The sequence below is a fragment of the Pseudomonas sp. AC463 genome (assembly GCF_979253585.1).
The window spans coordinates 25248-41748 of sequence record NZ_CEEDDZ010000011.1 but is presented as its reverse complement, the minus strand read 5'-3'; the positions used below and the strand labels follow the sequence as shown (position 1 = coordinate 41748).

At 60.9% G+C, this 16501-nt stretch carries 11 protein-coding genes; 2 read left to right on the top strand and 9 right to left on the bottom strand.

Annotation, left to right across the window (positions count from 1 at the left end; genetic code table 11):
* Positions 1-29: 29 nt before the first annotated feature.
* The gene (gene pnp, locus AC0IYH_RS15450; RefSeq protein WP_101273029.1) at positions 30-2135 is read left to right on the top strand and encodes a polyribonucleotide nucleotidyltransferase; all 2106 of its coding nucleotides are present in this window, start codon (positions 30-32) and stop codon (positions 2133-2135) included.
* A 296-nt stretch (positions 2136-2431) separates the two neighbouring features.
* Positions 2432-3052 carry a BON domain-containing protein gene (locus tag AC0IYH_RS15445; RefSeq protein ID WP_116629296.1) on the top strand — a complete coding sequence of 207 codons (621 nt, stop codon included), beginning with the start codon at positions 2432-2434 and terminating at the stop codon, positions 3050-3052.
* A gap of 294 nt (positions 3053-3346) precedes the next feature.
* On the opposite strand, the gene AC0IYH_RS15440 is transcribed toward AC0IYH_RS15445, so the two are convergent.
* From AC0IYH_RS15440 to AC0IYH_RS15400, 9 genes are all read right to left on the bottom strand, one after another.
* Positions 3347-6280: a DUF748 domain-containing protein gene (locus AC0IYH_RS15440; protein WP_471835002.1), complete on the bottom strand. Its 2934-nt coding sequence runs from the start codon at positions 6278-6280 to the stop codon at positions 3347-3349.
* 87 nt (positions 6281-6367) lie between these two features.
* On the bottom strand, positions 6368-7384 hold the full coding sequence (locus AC0IYH_RS15435) for a class I SAM-dependent rRNA methyltransferase (protein WP_471835000.1): 1017 nt from the start codon (positions 7382-7384) through the stop codon (positions 6368-6370).
* 56 nt (positions 7385-7440) lie between these two features.
* Positions 7441-8310: an oxygenase MpaB family protein gene (locus AC0IYH_RS15430; protein WP_471834999.1), complete on the bottom strand. Its 870-nt coding sequence runs from the start codon at positions 8308-8310 to the stop codon at positions 7441-7443.
* A gap of 17 nt (positions 8311-8327) precedes the next feature.
* Complete coding sequence (gene acs / locus AC0IYH_RS15425; protein WP_471834997.1) at positions 8328-10265, bottom strand: acetate--CoA ligase; 1938 nt, start codon at positions 10263-10265, stop codon at positions 8328-8330.
* Positions 10266-10370: 105 nt separating this feature from the next.
* Positions 10371-12035 (bottom strand): glucose-6-phosphate isomerase, encoded by a 1665-nt coding sequence (gene pgi / locus AC0IYH_RS15420; RefSeq protein WP_116629291.1) that lies wholly within the window; start codon positions 12033-12035, stop codon positions 10371-10373.
* A 224-nt stretch (positions 12036-12259) separates the two neighbouring features.
* Positions 12260-13111 (bottom strand): pantoate--beta-alanine ligase, encoded by an 852-nt coding sequence (panC, locus tag AC0IYH_RS15415; RefSeq protein WP_471834995.1) that lies wholly within the window; start codon positions 13109-13111, stop codon positions 12260-12262.
* Positions 13108-13908, bottom strand: a complete 801-nt coding sequence (panB, locus tag AC0IYH_RS15410) for a 3-methyl-2-oxobutanoate hydroxymethyltransferase (protein ID WP_116629289.1) — start codon at positions 13906-13908, stop codon at positions 13108-13110. Before panB ends, panC begins: the two co-directional genes overlap by 4 nt.
* A 214-nt stretch (positions 13909-14122) precedes the next feature.
* Positions 14123-14620 (bottom strand): 2-amino-4-hydroxy-6-hydroxymethyldihydropteridine diphosphokinase, encoded by a 498-nt coding sequence (gene folK, locus AC0IYH_RS15405; RefSeq protein WP_116629288.1) that lies wholly within the window; start codon positions 14618-14620, stop codon positions 14123-14125.
* A gap of 2 nt (positions 14621-14622) precedes the next feature.
* Entirely contained in the window at positions 14623-16026 is a 1404-nt protein-coding gene (locus AC0IYH_RS15400) for a polynucleotide adenylyltransferase PcnB (protein WP_471834993.1), read from the bottom strand.
* Positions 16027-16501: the final 475 nt, after the last annotated feature.

Below are 16501 nucleotides of genomic sequence, written 5' to 3'. Positions count from 1 at the left end.
CCCAAGAGCCACAAAGAAGGTAGGACACCGTGAACCCGGTTATCAAAAAATTCCAGTTCGGTCAGTCGACCGTTACCCTCGAGACAGGCCGTATCGCCCGTCAAGCCTCCGGCGCAGTGCTGGTTACCGTTGATGACGACGTTACCGTACTGGTGACCGTTGTTGGCGCCAAGACCGCTGACCCAAGCAAAGGCTTCTTCCCTCTTTCCGTTCACTACCAGGAAAAGACTTACGCTGCCGGTAAGATCCCTGGCGGTTTCTTCAAGCGCGAAGGCCGTCCTTCCGAGAAAGAAACCCTGACTTCCCGACTGATCGACCGTCCGATCCGTCCGCTGTTCCCAGAAGGCTTCATGAACGAAGTGCAGGTTGTCTGCACCGTCGTTTCCACCAGCAAGAAGACCGATCCGGACGTCGCTGCGATGATCGGTACCTCGGCTGCCCTGGCCATCTCCGGCATTCCTTTCGATGGCCCGATCGGCGCCGCTCGCGTGGCTTTCCATGAAAGCACCGGCTACCTGCTGAACCCGACTTACGAGCAACTGAAAGCTTCGAGCCTGGACATGGTCGTTGCCGGTACCTCGGAAGCCGTGTTGATGGTTGAATCGGAAGCCAAAGAGCTGACCGAAGACCAGATGCTGGGCGCCGTACTGTTTGCTCACGACGAGTTCCAGGTTGTGATCAACGCCGTTAAAGAACTGGCTGCCGAAGCTGCCAAGCCGACTTGGGCTTGGGCACCACAGGCCGAAGCGACCGAACTGCTGGGCGCGATCCGCTCCGAGTTCGGCACTGCCATCTCCGACGCCTACACCATCACCGTCAAGGCCGACCGTTACGCGCGCCTGGGCGAGCTGAAGGACCAGGTTGTCGCCAAGCTGTCCGGTGAAGAAGGCCAGCCTTCTTCCAGCGAAGTCAAAGCTGCCTTCGGTGAAATCGAATACCGCACCGTTCGCGAAAACATCGTTAACGGCAAGCCGCGTATCGACGGTCGCGACACCCGCACCGTACGTCCGCTGAACATCGAAGTCGGCGTTCTGCCGAAGACTCACGGTTCGGCGCTTTTCACCCGTGGTGAAACTCAGGCGCTGGTAGTCGCGACCCTGGGTACTGCCCGTGACGCACAGCTGCTGGACACCCTGGAAGGCGAGAAAAAAGACCCGTTCATGCTGCACTACAACTTCCCTCCGTTCTCGGTGGGCGAGTGTGGTCGCATGGGTGGCGCTGGTCGTCGCGAAATCGGCCACGGCCGTCTGGCCCGTCGTTCGGTTCAGGCCATGCTGCCTGCTGCTGACGTGTTCCCGTACACCATCCGTGTTGTGTCGGAAATCACCGAGTCCAACGGTTCCAGCTCCATGGCTTCCGTTTGCGGTGCTTCCCTGGCGCTGATGGATGCTGGTGTGCCGATGAAGGCGCCGGTTGCCGGTATCGCCATGGGCCTGGTTAAAGAAGGCGAGAAGTTCGCCATCCTGACCGACATCCTGGGTGACGAAGACCACTTGGGCGACATGGACTTCAAAGTAGCCGGTACCGCCAAAGGTGTTACCGCGCTGCAGATGGACATCAAGATCAAGGGCATCACCGAAGAGATCATGGAGATCGCTCTGGGCCAAGCCCTGGAAGCGCGCCTGAACATCCTCGGTCAGATGAACCAGATCATTGGTCAGTCCCGTACCGAGCTGTCGGAAAATGCTCCGACCATGATCGCGATGAAAATCGACACCGACAAAATCCGTGATGTTATCGGTAAAGGCGGCGCGACCATCCGTGCGATCTGTGAAGAAACCAAGGCTTCGATCGACATCGAAGACGACGGCTCTATCAAGATCTTCGGCGAAACCAAGGAAGCAGCTGAAGCAGCACGTCAGCGCGTTCTGGGCATTACCGCTGAAGCCGAGATCGGCAAGATCTACGTCGGTAAGGTTGAGCGCATCGTCGACTTCGGCGCATTCGTCAACATCCTGCCGGGCAAGGACGGTCTGGTTCACATCTCCATGCTGAGCGACGCTCGCGTTGAGAAAGTGACCGACATTCTGAAAGAAGGCCAGGAAGTGGAAGTGCTGGTACTGGACGTGGACAACCGCGGCCGTATCAAACTGTCCATCAAGGACGTAGCAGCAGCCAAGGCTTCGGGCGTTTAATTACCCCCAGGCTGTACGCTGAAAGAGAGGACCCTTCGGGGTCCTTTTTTTATGGGCGCTGGAAAGTGAAGGGAAATCAGCCATTTACCCCATGACAAAAGCCGCAACTTGCATGCAGGCACGATGGGGTTCATGCAAGTTGCACGATTCCGAAAATCTGGATAATTGTTAAGTTATTGTTTTATAAGGATTTAATTCCAGGTCGAGACTTGGCACACTGCCTGCAATATCCCTGTTAACGCTGCAGCATCAAGGTTCACACACTGCAGACTTTTAATAAAACAGGAGTTACTCGTATGAAGAAGTTCGCTCTCGCTACTGCTACCGCTCTGACCCTGGCCATGGGTGCTAACGTGGCCTTTGCACAGACTTCCCAAGCTCCAATGACCCTGGCGGCCGGTGAAGTGACCAAGGCTAAAGAATCCACTTCGGATACTTGGATCACCACCAAAGTTAAAGCTGATCTGCTGACCGAGAAAGGCATTCCAGGCGGCGACATCAAGGTTGAAACCAACAAAGGCGTGGTTTCCCTGTCCTCCACCGTTGCCATCTCTGATGCGCAAAAAGCTACCGCTGTAGCGATCACCAAGAAAATCAAAGGTGTTACCGCAGTTTCGGCTGACGGCCTGATGGCTGGCGGCGCTACTAAAGCTGACAACGTCGACAAAACCAAAAGCGCAGCTGCCGGCGCTAAAGAGTCCACTTCCGATACCTGGATCACCACCAAAGTGAAGGCTGATCTGGTCACCGAGAAAGGCATTCCTGGTACCGACATCAAAGTCGAAACCAACAAAGGTGTAGTTTCCCTGTCGTCGACCACCGCAGTGACCGAAGCGCAGAAAACTACCGCGGTGAACATCACCAAGAAGATCAAAGGCGTTAAAGCTGTATCGGCCGATGGCCTGAAAGCAGAGTAACGCTTAATGGTTCGACTGAACTGGACAGCGGCGGCTTAGGGTGAGTTAGATATCCACCCGACGCACCTCTGAGGAGTTCATGCGACCGACCACACGGATGTGGTCATTACAGGCCCTGGCACTTGTGTCAGGGCCTGTTCTATTGTGGGCTTGGACAAAGTGCCAGCTTCACAAAGCACAAATGTGGGAGGGGGCTTGCCCCCGATAGCGGTATGTCAGTTGAAATCTGCTCAACTGACCCACCGCCATCGGGGGCAAGCCCCCTCCCACATTTGGATCTGTGTTGGTTATGGACTACTCGGCATCCAGATGCATCGGTGTGACCACGCGACCATCTTTCTCCGCCTGCCCCAGGTTGGCATCAATGAAGTACACCCGGTCGTCTTCCAGCTGCCCCTTGTCCACCAGGTAATCCTTGATGGTGCTGGCGCGGTCCTGGCCCAGCTGACGCAACAGCACGTCACTGCCACTCCAGAACTTGATCACACCGTCGCGCAGTTTCGCGGTCCGGTCATCGTCGCTCAGGTTTTTCCATTCGGCCGGAGGTTGCTGTTTCAGGCGGGTACGGTAGATGCCTTCCAGCAATGGCGCTTTTTCCTTCTCGGGTACCGCCAGCAACGAAGCCTGCGCCGGCACCTTGTCGCCACGGCGCTGAAGGATCTTGTAGTAGTTGTACTGGTATTCACGCTCCAGGCGTTCTGCAGCCAGGAATGGTCCGTCGCTGCTGGCCGCCGCCGTGCCTTCGATTTCCAGGCGCAGGGTAGGGCGTTCCTTGAGGGCGTTGGCCAAGGTGTTCAGGGCGCCTTCGGCATCCTTGCTCAACTCACTTGAGCCGGCTGCGAACGACACATTACCCAGGTCCTCCGCGCCCCCGCCGGTCACCAGCCCGCCGATAAACTTGAACGGCGCCGTCGCCGCGCGTACCACCAGGTTACGCAGGGTCTGCCACACAATCGGCATCACGCTGAATTGAGGGTTGTTCAAATCACCGGTTACCGGCAGTTCGATGGAGATCTTGCCGTCGGTGTCCTTGAGCAAGGCAATTGCCAGGCGAATCGGCAGGTCCACGGCATCGGCGCTGTCGACCTTCTCACCCAGTTGCAGCTGCTCGACCACCACTTTGTTTTCGGCCTTCAGCTGGCCCTTGGTGATCACGTAGTGCAGGTCGAGGTTGAGCCGGCCCTTGCGGATGCGAAAGCCCGCGAACTTGCCGGAGTACGGCGTCAGTGTGGTCAGCTCCACACGCTTGAAGCTGGTGGCGATATCCAGCGCCGCCATCGGGTCAAACGGATTCACGCTGCCTTTGATGGTGACCGGTGCGTAGCGGTCCACCTTACCTTTGATGTCGACCGTGGCCGGTTTGGCCTGGCGGCTGTCGATGGTGCCGATCTGCCCGTTGAGCTGTTGGATGGCCGTGGCGAAGTTGGGCGTGAGGCTGAAGTCGGCGAAGTTGGCCGAGCCGTCGTTGATCGCGATCTGGCCGATATGAATGCCCAGGGGTTTGTCTTTGCTGGCTGCAGGTTTGGCGGCGGATTTAGCGCCACTGTCGGCCGGCTGCGGAATCAGCAAGTCGTCGACGTTGGTGGTGCGGTCATCGTTGATCATGAAGCGTGCATACGGCTGCAGCAGGTTGACCTTGTCGATCGACAGGCTGTCACCGTGCTGGTAGTTCACGCCTTCCAGCACCAGGCGCTGCCACTTGAGGAAGTCACGTGTCTTGAGCGTGTCGAGTGTGTGCAGCTGGTCCACTTGGGCCCGGCCTGTCACCTGGAGCTTCAGAGGGTCAGTGCTTTTCAGGTTCACATCAAGGTTGCTGCCGAGCATGCCGCTGCGCAGTTCCAGGCGGATAAACGGGCTGATGTAGGCCTGCGCGACCCGCAGGTCGATATCCTGGGTGTTTACTTTCAGCTTGGCGCTGACCGGGTTGAGGTTGACCTCGCCGGTCGCCTGGATCTTGCCTTGCTTGCCCAGGCCGGAATCGACCTTGAGGGTGAAGGGGCTCTGGTTGAGGCTGTCGAAGTTCTGCATGTCGACGTTCAGCGGGCCCAGCTCCAGCGCGACGGCCGGCTTGACCGCGCGGTCGGCCAAGTGCACCTGATAATTGCGCAGTTGCACATCCTTGAGCAGCACTTGCCAGGGCTTGCTCGGTGCTGCGGGCGCAGGTTTTGGCGAGTCGGCAGTGGCGGGAGCGCTGGCCGGCTCCGGCGTCTTGGACGGCTTGCTCGGTTGGCTGGCGAACAGTTTCTGCCAGTCAAGCTGGCCGTCGGCCTCACGGGCCGCCCAGGTTTCCAGTTTGTTGCTGCGGATCTTGCCGACCACCACCTGCTGCTTGGCCAGGTCGACGGTGGTTTCACTCACGTCCAGGCGTTCCAGGCGCACCAGTGGGCGGCCATCCGGCGCCTTGATGGCGAAGGGCGCGATGCTGGCGGCGGTGTTGGTCAGGTTCAGTTCGGTTTCTTTGGCCAGGCTGAATTTGTACTCGGTGCTGAAGTTGAGCACACCGTCCTCAAGCACCAGCGGCAACGCGTCACGCACATAGGGCCACCAGGCTTTCATCTTGCCGCCGGTGACTTTCAGGGTGCCTTCGGAGGTGATCGGCACCAGGCTGAAGTTGCCTTTCCAGTCGATCTGGCCGCCTTCGGGGCCGGCGGCCACCAAGGTCATGTCGGCGTTGTCTTCGGGCAAGGTACTGAGGTTTTTCAGCTCGAAGTCGAGTTTGTCGTAGAGGAACTCGATGGGCTCGCTGGGGCGCAGGTCCTGGAAGTGCACGTAGCCGCTGGCCAGCTTGATGCTGTCGATACGCAGCGGGAAGGGCTTGGCATCGGGATCGGCCGGGGTTGGCTCGCTCGGTGGCAGCTTGAACAGTTGCGCCAGGTTCAGCTGGCCGGACTTGTCGAACAGCAGCTCGGTCTTGGGCTGGTCCAGTTGTACGTCCGCCAAGTGCAGGGCGCGGGTCCACAGACTGTCGATCTGCAAGTTGGCATAGAGGCGCTCGAAACCCACCTGCTCCTTGCCCGGCTCGCCGACCTTCAGGCCCCACACGGTGAGTTCCAGGCTGAACGGGTTGAGTTCGATGCGCTCGATCCGTGCCGGCACCGTGGCGTAATTGGCCAGTTGTTGGTTGGCAATGCGAACGGCAATGCCCGGTAAAATCAAAAAGCCCAGCAAGCTGTACAGGGCCAGGGCAGTCAACACGGCGCCAGCGGCGCGGATCAATCCTTTGGGCATGGGGCGGCGCCATCTATGTCAAACAGGAGTGCCTTGGAGTATGGCACGGGTTTTCGGTTCCGAAGAGCGGGGCCTTTGGGAAGCGTCCTACAGCTGGAGTATCAGGGTTTTCAGCGGAGGCTGTTGATCGAGCGAAGGAAAGTCGGCGCCAGGCGTCATGATTTTCCAGTCGCGGACCGGGCGTCCGGCTTTCTCGGCACAGCGCAACACTTGTTCACGCCAGTCATCCATGCTGACTTTTGCCAGGTTGTTGCAGCAGATCAGTACGCCATTGTCGGCGGTGGCGAGCAGCGCAGGCTTGAGCAGGCTCTGGTAGTCGCGCAGCAGGTCGACGGTGCCAAAGGCGCTCTTGGCCCAGGCCGGCGGGTCGAGTAACACCAGGTCATATTGACGCTGCTCCAGGCGCGGATAACTCGGCAGCTTCTGGCCGCGACGCTGGGTGATGGGCAGGCCGGCCAGTTGGCGAATCGCCGGGAAATAATCCGATTGCACAAACTCCATGGTGGGCAGCTGTGGATTGAGCACGCCGTTCTCACGCCCCACCGCCAGGTTGCCCTCGGCGAAGTCCAGGTTGCACACCTCACGCGCGCCACCCGCCGCAGCGCTGAGGCCCACGCCACAGGTGTAGGCGAACAGGTTGAGCACGCTTTTGCCAGCGCTGTGTTCCTTGACCCAGCCACGGGTGTTGCGCAGGTCGAGGAACAGCAGCGGGTCCTGCCCGGCATGCCGCCCGCGCACGCGGTAATTGAGGCCCCATTCGTGGCCCACCAGGTCTTCCAGCGCGGCGGGTTCGGCGCGGTACACCGTGTCTTCGCGGTCGATGCGCGAGTTGCCACGGGCGCGGTCGTTGTACACCAGCAGCAATTCCAGGCCCAGGAACTGGTTGACCTGTTGATGCAGCTCCAGCAGGTCGGCGCTTTCCAGGCTCTGGTGGAAGCTCTGCACCAGCAGTTGCGGGCCGTAGCGGTCGATAGTCAGGCCGCCGGCGCCTTCCTGGCTGCCGTGGAACAGCCGATAGCAATCGGTGCCCTGGGCGTGCAGCTCGTTGATCAGGTCTTGGCGTTGATCGAGGGCGGCGCGCAGCGCCTGATTCAGGGAAGACATGGAGCGCGCCTTGGTGGGTAAAAGGGGCGCAAAGTTTAACAGCTATGGGCCGTCGCCTACATCAACCCCATCCGCCGGTGCGCGCGTTGCACCGAACCATTGCGCATCGCCCAGCGCAGCAGTGGCGCGCTGCGCTTGACCGCCGCGCGGATCATCTGGCGCTGCAACGGGCTCTGGTGCTGATCGAGCATGTCGCTTGCCCAGGCCGGCAGCAGGTCGATCCCGGCCTGCATCATCAAGGCGCCAAACGGTTTGGCCAGATGGCTGGGGGCGGGCGCGTCCAGTAGCAGGCGCAGTACTTCGCGGCTGCGCTCGTCGCACAGCAGTTGCGGGCGGATACCTGCCAGATAATCCGAAACGTCCTGCCGCGAGCGTGGCACCTCTCGCGCACCCAGGCGCTCGGCGACCAAGGCGATTTCACTGTAGTAGCGATCCTGGTCGCGCCCCGACAGATGCGGGTTGCGATAGCGCAAATGCGCCGCGAGGAAACTGCTCACCTCGGCCACATGCACCCAGGTCAGCAAATCCGGATCGCTGGCCGCATAGGGGCGCCCATCCGGTGCATGCCCCACCACCTGCAGGTGAATGGTGCGCACTTTTTCGATCAGCCACTCGGCGTCCTTGCGCGAGCCGAAGGTGGTGCCGGAAATGAACTGCGAGGTGCGCCGCAGGCGCCCGAGCATGTCCTGGCGAAAATTCGAATGGTCCCACACGCCCGCCAGCGCCAAGGGATGCAAGGCTTGCAGGAGCAAGGCGCTGATGCCGCCGATCAACATGCTGCTGAAGTCGCCATGCACCTGCCAACTGATCGAGTCCGGCCCGAACAGGCCTGGGTCGCCCTTGGGATTTTCCAGGTCCAGTTGCCCCAGTGACAAACCGGTCAGGCTCATCAACTGGGTTTCGATACGGCTGCGGATGAATTCCATGGCGACTTGAGGGGTTCCTATCGGTTCAGACGTTTGTCGATCAGGCCGTCGACCACGCTCGGGTCGGCCAGGGTCGAGGTATCCCCCAGGCTGTCCAGTTCGTTGCAGGCGATCTTGCGCAGGATCCTCCGCATGATCTTGCCCGAGCGGGTTTTCGGCAAGGCTGGCGCCCATTGGATCAGTTCCGGCTTGGCAAAGCTGCCGATTTCCTTGCTGACCAGTTCCAGCAGGTGCTTTTTCAACGCATCGCTGGGTTCCACGCCATTCATGGGCGTGACAAAGGCATAGATGCCCTGGCCTTTGACGTCATGGGGGTAGCCGACCACGGCGGCTTCGGCGACCTGGTCATGCAGCACCAGTGCGCTTTCCACCTCGGCGGTACCGATACGGTGGCCGGACACGTTGATCACATCGTCGATGCGCCCGGTGATCCAGTAGTCGCCGTCCTCATCGCGGCGTGCGCCGTCACCGGTGAAGTAGTAGCCGGGGTAGGGTTTGAAATAGGTGTCGAGCATGCGCTGCGGGTCGCCGTACACACTGCGGATCTGCCCGGGCCAGCTGGCCTTGATCGCCAGCACGCCGCTGCCGGCGCCGCTGATTTCCTTGCCTTGCTCATCCAGCAACACCGGCTGTACGCCAAACATCGGCTGGGTCGCGCAACCGGGTTTGATGCGCTGGGCGCTGACCAACGGGCTGAGCATGATGCCGCCGGTTTCGGTCTGCCACCAGGTATCGACTATCGGGCAGCGCTGCTCGCCGACGGCGTTGAAGTACCAGTCCCAGGCTTCCGGGTTGATCGGCTCGCCGACGCTGCCCAGCAGGCGCAGGCTGGCGCGCGAGGTGCTCTCCAGTGGGCCGTGGCCTTCACGCATCAAGGCGCGCAAGGCGGTGGGCGCGGTGTAGAAGATGTTCACCTTGTGTTTATCGATCACCTGCCAGAAGCGCGAGCTGTCCGGGTAGCTGGGCACGCCTTCGAACATCAACGACGTCGCCCCATTGGCCAGCGGCCCATACACGATGTAACTGTGGCCGGTGACCCAGCCCACATCGGCGGTGCACCAGAACACTTCGCCGTCGCGGTAGTCGAGCACGTACTTGAAGGTCATTGCGGCTTGCAACAGGTAGCCGCCGGTGGTGTGCAGCACGCCCTTGGGTTTGCCGGTGCTGCCGGAGGTGTAGAGGATAAACAGCGGGTCTTCGGCGTCCATCGGCTCGGGTGGGCAGTCGGCGCTGGCGGCGTCGAGGGCGGGTTGATACTTGAGGTCGCGGCCTTCGCTCCAGTTCACGGCGGCCCCGGTGCGCTCTACCACCAGCACTGTGCTGACGTTGGGGCAGCTGGCCAGGGCTTTGTCGACATTCTGTTTCAGCGCCACCGGCTTGCCACCGCGCACGCCTTCATCGGCGGTGATCACGGTGCGGCAGTCGGCGTCGAGGATGCGGTCGCGCAGGGCGTCCGGCGAGAAGCCCCCAAACACCACCGAGTGCACCGCGCCAATGCGCGTGCAGGCCAGCATGGCGTAGGCGGCTTCCGGAATCATCGGCATGTAGATGCACACGCGGTCGCCTTTCTTGACGCCACGGCTTTTCAGCACGTTGGCCAGGCGGCTGACGTTCTCGTGTAATTGACGGTAGGAAATGGTGGAAGATTTTGCAGGATCGTCGCCTTCCCAGATAAAGGCCGGCTGGTCGGCGCGTGTGGCCAGGTGACGGTCGATGCAGTTGTAGCTGACGTTCAGTTGGCCGCCGGCAAACCATTGGGCGGCGCCGGTGTGGATATCCGAGCTGTGCACGCTGTGCCAGGGTTTGAACCAGTCGAGAAAGCCCTTGGCCTGTTCGGCCCAGAAGGTGTCGGGTTGCTCGATGGATTGGCGGTAGAGGCGCTGGTAGTCGGCTTGACTGAGCTGCGCAGCCCGGCGGACGGCATCGGCGGCGGGGAATGTGCTGATATCGAACATGAGCGGTCCTTATTCTTGTTTTCGGGACAAGTCATAAAGATGCACGCTGCGGGGGGAGGGTTCAAGGCCAACGTCCAAACGGACGTTGGCCTTGGTGTACCTGGATCAGCCGCGGTGACGACCGCGGAAGTAGTTGATCAGGCCCTGGGTCGACGCGTCTTCGGCCAAGGTTTCTTCGGCGCCGGTGAGACGGTTGTACACACCTTTGCCCAACTCTTTACCCAGCTCCACGCCCCATTGGTCGAAGGCGTTGATGCCCCAGATCACGCTCTGCACGAACACTTTGTGTTCATACATGGCCACCAGAGCGCCCAGACGACGCGGGCTGATGCGCTCGACCACGATAGTGTTGCTCGGGCGGTTGCCCGGGATCACCTTGTGCGGCGCCAGCTTCTGCACTTCGTCTTCGGCGATGCCCTTGTCGCGCAGCTCGGCTTCGGCTTCGCTGCGGGTCTTGCCGAGCATCAGCGCCTGGCTCTGGGACAGGCAGTTGGCGTACAGCCACTGGTGGTGGTCGGACACCGGGTTGAAGCTGACGATCGGCACGATAAAGTCGGCCGGGATCAGTTGGGTCCCCTGGTGCAGCAACTGGTGGTACGCGTGCTGACCGTTGCAGCCCACGCCGCCCCAGATCACCGGGCCGGTATCGGTGGCCACGGGCGTGCCGTCCTGGCGCACGCTCTTGCCGTTGGATTCCATGTCCAGTTGTTGCAAGTGTTTGGTGATGTTACGCAGGTAGTGGTCGTACGGCAGGATCGCATGGCTCTGCGCACCCCAGAAGTTGCCGTACCACACGCCCAGCAGGCCCAGCAGCACCGGCATGTTCTGCTCGAACGGGGCGTTCTGGAAATGCTGGTCCATGGTGTACGCACCGGACAGCAACTCCTTGAAGTTGGACATGCCGATGGCCAGGGCGATTGGCAAGCCAATGGCCGACCACAGCGAGTAACGGCCGCCGACCCAGTCCCACATCGGGAAGATGTTTTCTTCACGGATACCGAAGGCCACGGCCGCCGCGTTGTTGCTCGACACGGCGATGAAGTGGCGATACAGCTCGGCTTCCGAGCCACCCTGGGCCAGGTACCAGGCGCGGGCGGCCTGGGCATTTTTCAGGGTTTCGAGGGTGTTGAAGGATTTCGACGACACGATAAACAGCGTGGTTTCGGCGCGCAGCTTCATGGTCAGCTCGTGGAACTCGCTGCCGTCGATATTCGCCAGGTAATGACAGCGCACGCCTTTATGGGCGTAGGAAAGCAGCGCTTCGGAGACCAGCTCCGGGCCGAGGAACGAGCCACCGATGCCGATGTTCACCACGTCGGTGATCGGCTTCTCGGTGTAGCCACGCCACAGGCCGTCGTGGATGCGGCCGACCAGGTCAGTGATCTGGTTCAGCACCTTGTGCACGTCCGGCATGATGTTCACGCCGTTGACCGACAGCTTGTCGCCCACCGGGCGGCGCAGTGCGGTGTGCAGGGCAGGGCGGCCTTCGGAGGAGTTGACCGGCTCGCCGGCATACAGCGAGTTGATTGCGTCCTTGAGGCCGACTTCCTTGGCCAGGCCCACCAGCAGGTCGCGGGTTTCGCCGGTGATCAGGTTTTTCGAGTAATCGAGGAAAAGTCCGCAGCTGCTCAAGGTGAATTGGGAGAAACGCTGAGGATCGGCATTGAACGCTTCGCGCATGCTGAAATCCTGCATGGCTTGGCGATGTTGATTGAGCGCTTGCCAGGCGGGCAGAGCGGTAACGTCATGAGGAGTGCGGTAGTACGCCATCGCTGCGGGTTTCCTTTTATTACGGGGACTGCCTTTAGGACACTTCAAAGCCCGGAACGTCCAGTCTTTCATCAAGGGCTGGGTGCCGGACAGCGCTAACCATAGCGCAGGGCGATTACATTAAACCTAGCGTGTCGATATGTCTTGGCTTTGTCTGCGCTGTGGCCGGTACTTTTTTATACCGGCGCAGCAGGCAGGGCAACAGGCGGGGTGTAAAGAGGGGGTCAGGCGAGGTTCAAATGCAGGTTGTCGATCAGGCGCGTGGCCCCCAGGAAGGCAGCAACCAGAATCACCACATCGGTGTCCTCGGCGGTGGCGGGGCGCAGGTGCACGCCCTGGCGCACTTCGAGGTAGTCCAGGCGCAAGCCGGCGGCTTCGATCTGGCGTACCTGTTCGGCGCGCAGCGTGGCGAAGTCGTGGTCGCCGCTTTTGATGGCGGCGGCGATCTGGCTGAGGCTGCGATATAGCACCGGCGCGATGGCGCGTTCCTGCGGGGAGAGGAAACCATTGCGCGACGATAGCGCCAGGCCATCCTCGGCACGCACGGTCGGCTCGCCGATAATCTGGATCGGCATGTTCAGGTCATGGACCATGGCGCGAATCACGGCCAGTTGCTGGTAGTCCTTCTGGCCAAACACGGCGATATCCGGCTGGACCATGTTGAACAGCTTGCTGACCACCGTGGCCACACCTTCGAAGTGCCCGGGGCGGCTGGCGCCGCACAGGCCTTCGGACAATTGCGGGACGCTGACGCGGGTCTGGCCGGTCATGCCGCCGGGGTACATTTCTTCGACGGCGGGGGCGAACAACAGGTTGCAGCCGGCTTGCAGGAGCTTTTCCTGGTCGGCGGCCAGGGTGCGGGGGTACTTTTCCAGGTCTTCGCCGGCGCCGAACTGCAGCGGGTTGACGAAGATACTGGCCACCACGAAGTCGGCTTGCTGCACGGCCTTGGCCACCAGGGTGGTATGGCCGCTGTGCAGGTTGCCCATAGTGGGCACAAAGCCGATGCGCTTGCCGGCGCTGCGGGCGTGGGTAACAGCGGCGCGCAGTTCACGCAGGGTTTTTACCGTGTTCATGCAGAGAATCCGTGTTCGGCGCCGGGGAAGGTCACGCCTTTGACTTCGGCGACGTAGGCACTCAATGCCGCGTGGATGCTGTCTTGGCCGGCCATGAAGTTTTTCACGAACTTGGGCACGCGGCCGGTGATCGACAGGCCGAGCATGTCGTGCAGCACCAGCACCTGGCCATCGGTGGCGGAGCCCGCGCCGATGCCGATCACCGGCACTTTAACGGCCTGGGTGATTTCTGCGGCCAGTTCGCTTGGCACACATTCAAGCAGGATCATCGCCACACCGGCCTGTTCCAGGGCGATGGCATCGGCGCGCATCTGGCGCGCCTGGGCTTCGTTGCGGCCCTGCACCTTGTAGCCGCCGAGGATGTTCACCGACTGCGGTGTAAGGCCCATGTGTGCGCACACCGGCACGCCGCGTTCAGCCAGCAGACGAATCGACTCGGCCAGCCACACGGCGCCTTCGACCTTGACCATATGGGCACCGGCGCGCATCAGCTTACCGGCGTTCACGAAGGTTTGTTCGACGGTGGCGTAATCCATGAACGGCAGGTCGGCAATGATAAACGCGCCGTCGTTGCCGCGTTTGACGCTGGCGGTGTGGTAAGCCAGTTCATCGGTGGTCACGGGCAGGGTGCTGTCATTCCCTTGAAGAACCATGCCCAGGGAGTCGCCTACCAGCAACACTTCCACACCGGCCTGGCAGGAGGCGTGGGCGAAGGTGGCGTCATAGCAGGTCAGCATGGTGATTTTTTCACCTTTGAGCTTGAGGCTCTGCAAGGTGGTCAGGGTAATGTCTGGCATGAAAAGGGTCCTCGTTCAGGCGCTTGGAAACAGCGAGTAACGCGCGTGAGTCTTCGTTTATACAGGCGCACTGTCTTGAGAGCAGTGCTTATAAGGCCTGGATTGCGCCCTTCAGCGCCGGGTTGGCGGCAGCGGGACGCCTATAGTCGTGATGAGGACACGGGAAGTCAATTGGATGTGTTACCGCATTGTTACGATGGCGGTGTTACCGCTGTTACTGACGCGATTCAGCAACTTGCAGGCGTTCCAGGCCGACAAACGGGCAGGCTTCAAGCAGGCTGCTGAGGCGGTTGCCGTCGGGCAGTTGCAGGGCGGCGGGCGCCAGTTCGGCCAGTGGGTACAGCACGAAGGCGCGCAGGTGCATCTGGTAGTGGGGCACCTTGAGGCGCGGTTCGTCGATCAGGCGATCGCCAAACAGCAGGATGTCCAGGTCCAGTGTACGTGGGCCCCAGCGCTCAAGGCGCTCGCGGCCCTGGTCGTTTTCGATGGCTTGCAGGGCATCCAGCAGCTCGAGCGGCGCAAGGCTGCTGTCCAGGGCGGCAACCGCATTGGTGTAGCGCGGTTGGCCCGGGAGCAGGGAGTCACTTTGATAGAAGGCCGACACGCCGGCGAGGCGGGTGCCTGGCAATTGCGCCAGCGCCTCAAGGGCGCTGCGCAATTGTTGCTCCGGGGCCGCCAGGTTGCTGCCCATACCGATGTAGATGCGTTCCACGTTTATTCGCCCGTAGCGCCCGAGGCGTCGGCGGCACTGCGCTTGCGCTTGCTGGAGCTGCGGCGACGTTTTTTCGGCCCGGCACCTTCGGCATCGCCTTTGCTGCCCAGCTCGCGAATCATCTCGCGGCGCTCGCTGTCATTGGCGTCCTGGTAATCAGTCCACCATTCGCCCAGGCCGTCGGTCTGCTCGCCGGCGCTTTCACGCAGCAGCAGGAAGTCGTAGCCGGCGCGGAAGCGCGGGTTGTCCAGCAACAGGTCGGCACGCTTGCCGCTGCGGCGTGGCAAGCGCTCCTGCATGTCCCAGATCTCGCGGATCGGCATGGTGAAGCGTTTCGGGATAGCGATGCGCTGGCATTGCTCGGCGATCAGCTCGTGAGCGGCTTCCTGCATGGCCGGAATCGGCGGCATGCCACGGTCTTGCAGGCGCAGTACACGTTTGGGCAAGGCTGGCCACAACAGGGCGGCAAACAGGAACGCCGGGGTTACCGGTTTGTTCTGCTTGATGCGCAGGTCGGTGTTGATCAACGCTTCGCTGATCAGCGTGTGGGTGTACGTCGGGTTGTATTCCAGTGCCTCGGCGCTGGCCGGGAACAACGGATCGAACAGTTGCAGGTCGACAAGCATTTCGAAGGTGTCGGCGGCGTAGCCCGAGAGGAACAGCTTGAGTACTTCCTCGAACAGGCGCGCCGAAGGAATCTCGCGCAGCATCGGCGCCAGCTCGCGGATCGGCGCAGCAGTGTGCTTTTCGATGCCGAAATTGAGCTTGGCGGCGAAACGCACGGCCCGCAGCATGCGCACCGGGTCTTCCTGGTAACGCTGGGTCGGGTCGCCGATCAGGCGGATCAGGTTGTTGCGGATGTCGTGTACGCCATTGGCGTAATCGAGGATGCGCTCGCTGACCGGGTCGTAATACAGGGCATTGATGGTGAAGTCGCGGCGCTGCGCGTCTTCTTCCAGGGTGCCGTAAACGTTGTCACGCAGGATGCGCCCGCTCTCGTTGCGGGAAGACTGGTTGGTGTCTTCCTCTTCATCGTTTTGCGGGTGGCCGGCGCGGAAGGTCGCAACTTCGATGATTTCTCGACCGAAGTGGATATGCACAAGCTTGAAGCGGCGACCGATGATTCGCGCATTGCGAAACTCGGCGCGCACCTGCTCCGGCGTGGCGCTGGTGGCGACGTCGAAATCCTTGGGCGTGATATTGAGCAACATGTCACGTACACAACCACCCACCAGATAAGCCTGGTAGCCGGCGTTCTGCAAACGTTCGACGATGTTCACCGCATAGCGGCTGAATTGAGCGCGCTGCAATGAATGCTGATTGCTGTTAAGCACTTCAGGCGTGCTGCGAATGTGTTGCGTACGACGCAAGGGGGAACGGAATGACTGGAACAACTTCTTCAGCATGGGATGCACTGTTTGAAGGAATGTTCGGCCATAACGAAGAATGACCGCATGATGGGCGGGGATTCTAGCATTTAGTCGGGGGATGGTGTAGGAACAAGCTGCGGCCTTGCGCCATAAGCCTTAAATCGTCAAATGCCAGCCCCTAACGCCGAGGCTTTCTGCCAGAAACTACAAGGGGAGCCGAAGCTCCCCCAGAAGTAGTTGCGTGCTCTTTTTTTATTATTGGTTGCGGGCTTCTTGTTTTTGTTGATCGCCCTCGCCATGAAGCTTCACCTTCATGACACTCCCAATCGGGAGCCAAGAGCAAACGGATTGCTTTGGTCGCTGTGTTGCTGATCTACGATCCAACCAGTTCAGGCTCTGCCTTAGGGCAGTTTTTGTTGTTCTCGGCCTGGTTGCGGGGCAAGCCCCAAATGCAACGCCTCTCCAAAAGAATCAGTTAGCTGCGCCTCCGCCGTGTTGTTTTTGTTATGCG

What these genes read in the sequence shown, in the direction of transcription:
- panC (WP_471834995.1), bottom strand. Translation starts at nt 13,111, where the DNA reads ATGAACACGGTAAAAACCCTGCGTGAACTGCGCGCCGCTGTTACCCAC.
- AC0IYH_RS15445 (WP_116629296.1), top strand. Translation starts at nt 2,432, where the DNA reads ATGAAGAAGTTCGCTCTCGCTACTGCTACCGCTCTGACCCTGGCCATG.
- AC0IYH_RS15430 (WP_471834999.1), bottom strand. Translation starts at nt 8,310, where the DNA reads ATGGAATTCATCCGCAGCCGTATCGAAACCCAGTTGATGAGCCTGACC.
- pgi (WP_116629291.1), bottom strand. Translation starts at nt 12,035, where the DNA reads ATGGCGTACTACCGCACTCCTCATGACGTTACCGCTCTGCCCGCCTGG.
- AC0IYH_RS15400 (WP_471834993.1), bottom strand. Translation starts at nt 16,026, where the DNA reads ATGCTGAAGAAGTTGTTCCAGTCATTCCGTTCCCCCTTGCGTCGTACG.
- AC0IYH_RS15435 (WP_471835000.1), bottom strand. Translation starts at nt 7,384, where the DNA reads ATGTCTTCCCTGAATCAGGCGCTGCGCGCCGCCCTCGATCAACGCCAA.
- acs (WP_471834997.1), bottom strand. Translation starts at nt 10,265, where the DNA reads ATGTTCGATATCAGCACATTCCCCGCCGCCGATGCCGTCCGCCGGGCT.
- panB (WP_116629289.1), bottom strand. Translation starts at nt 13,908, where the DNA reads ATGCCAGACATTACCCTGACCACCTTGCAGAGCCTCAAGCTCAAAGGT.
- AC0IYH_RS15440 (WP_471835002.1), bottom strand. Translation starts at nt 6,280, where the DNA reads ATGCCCAAAGGATTGATCCGCGCCGCTGGCGCCGTGTTGACTGCCCTG.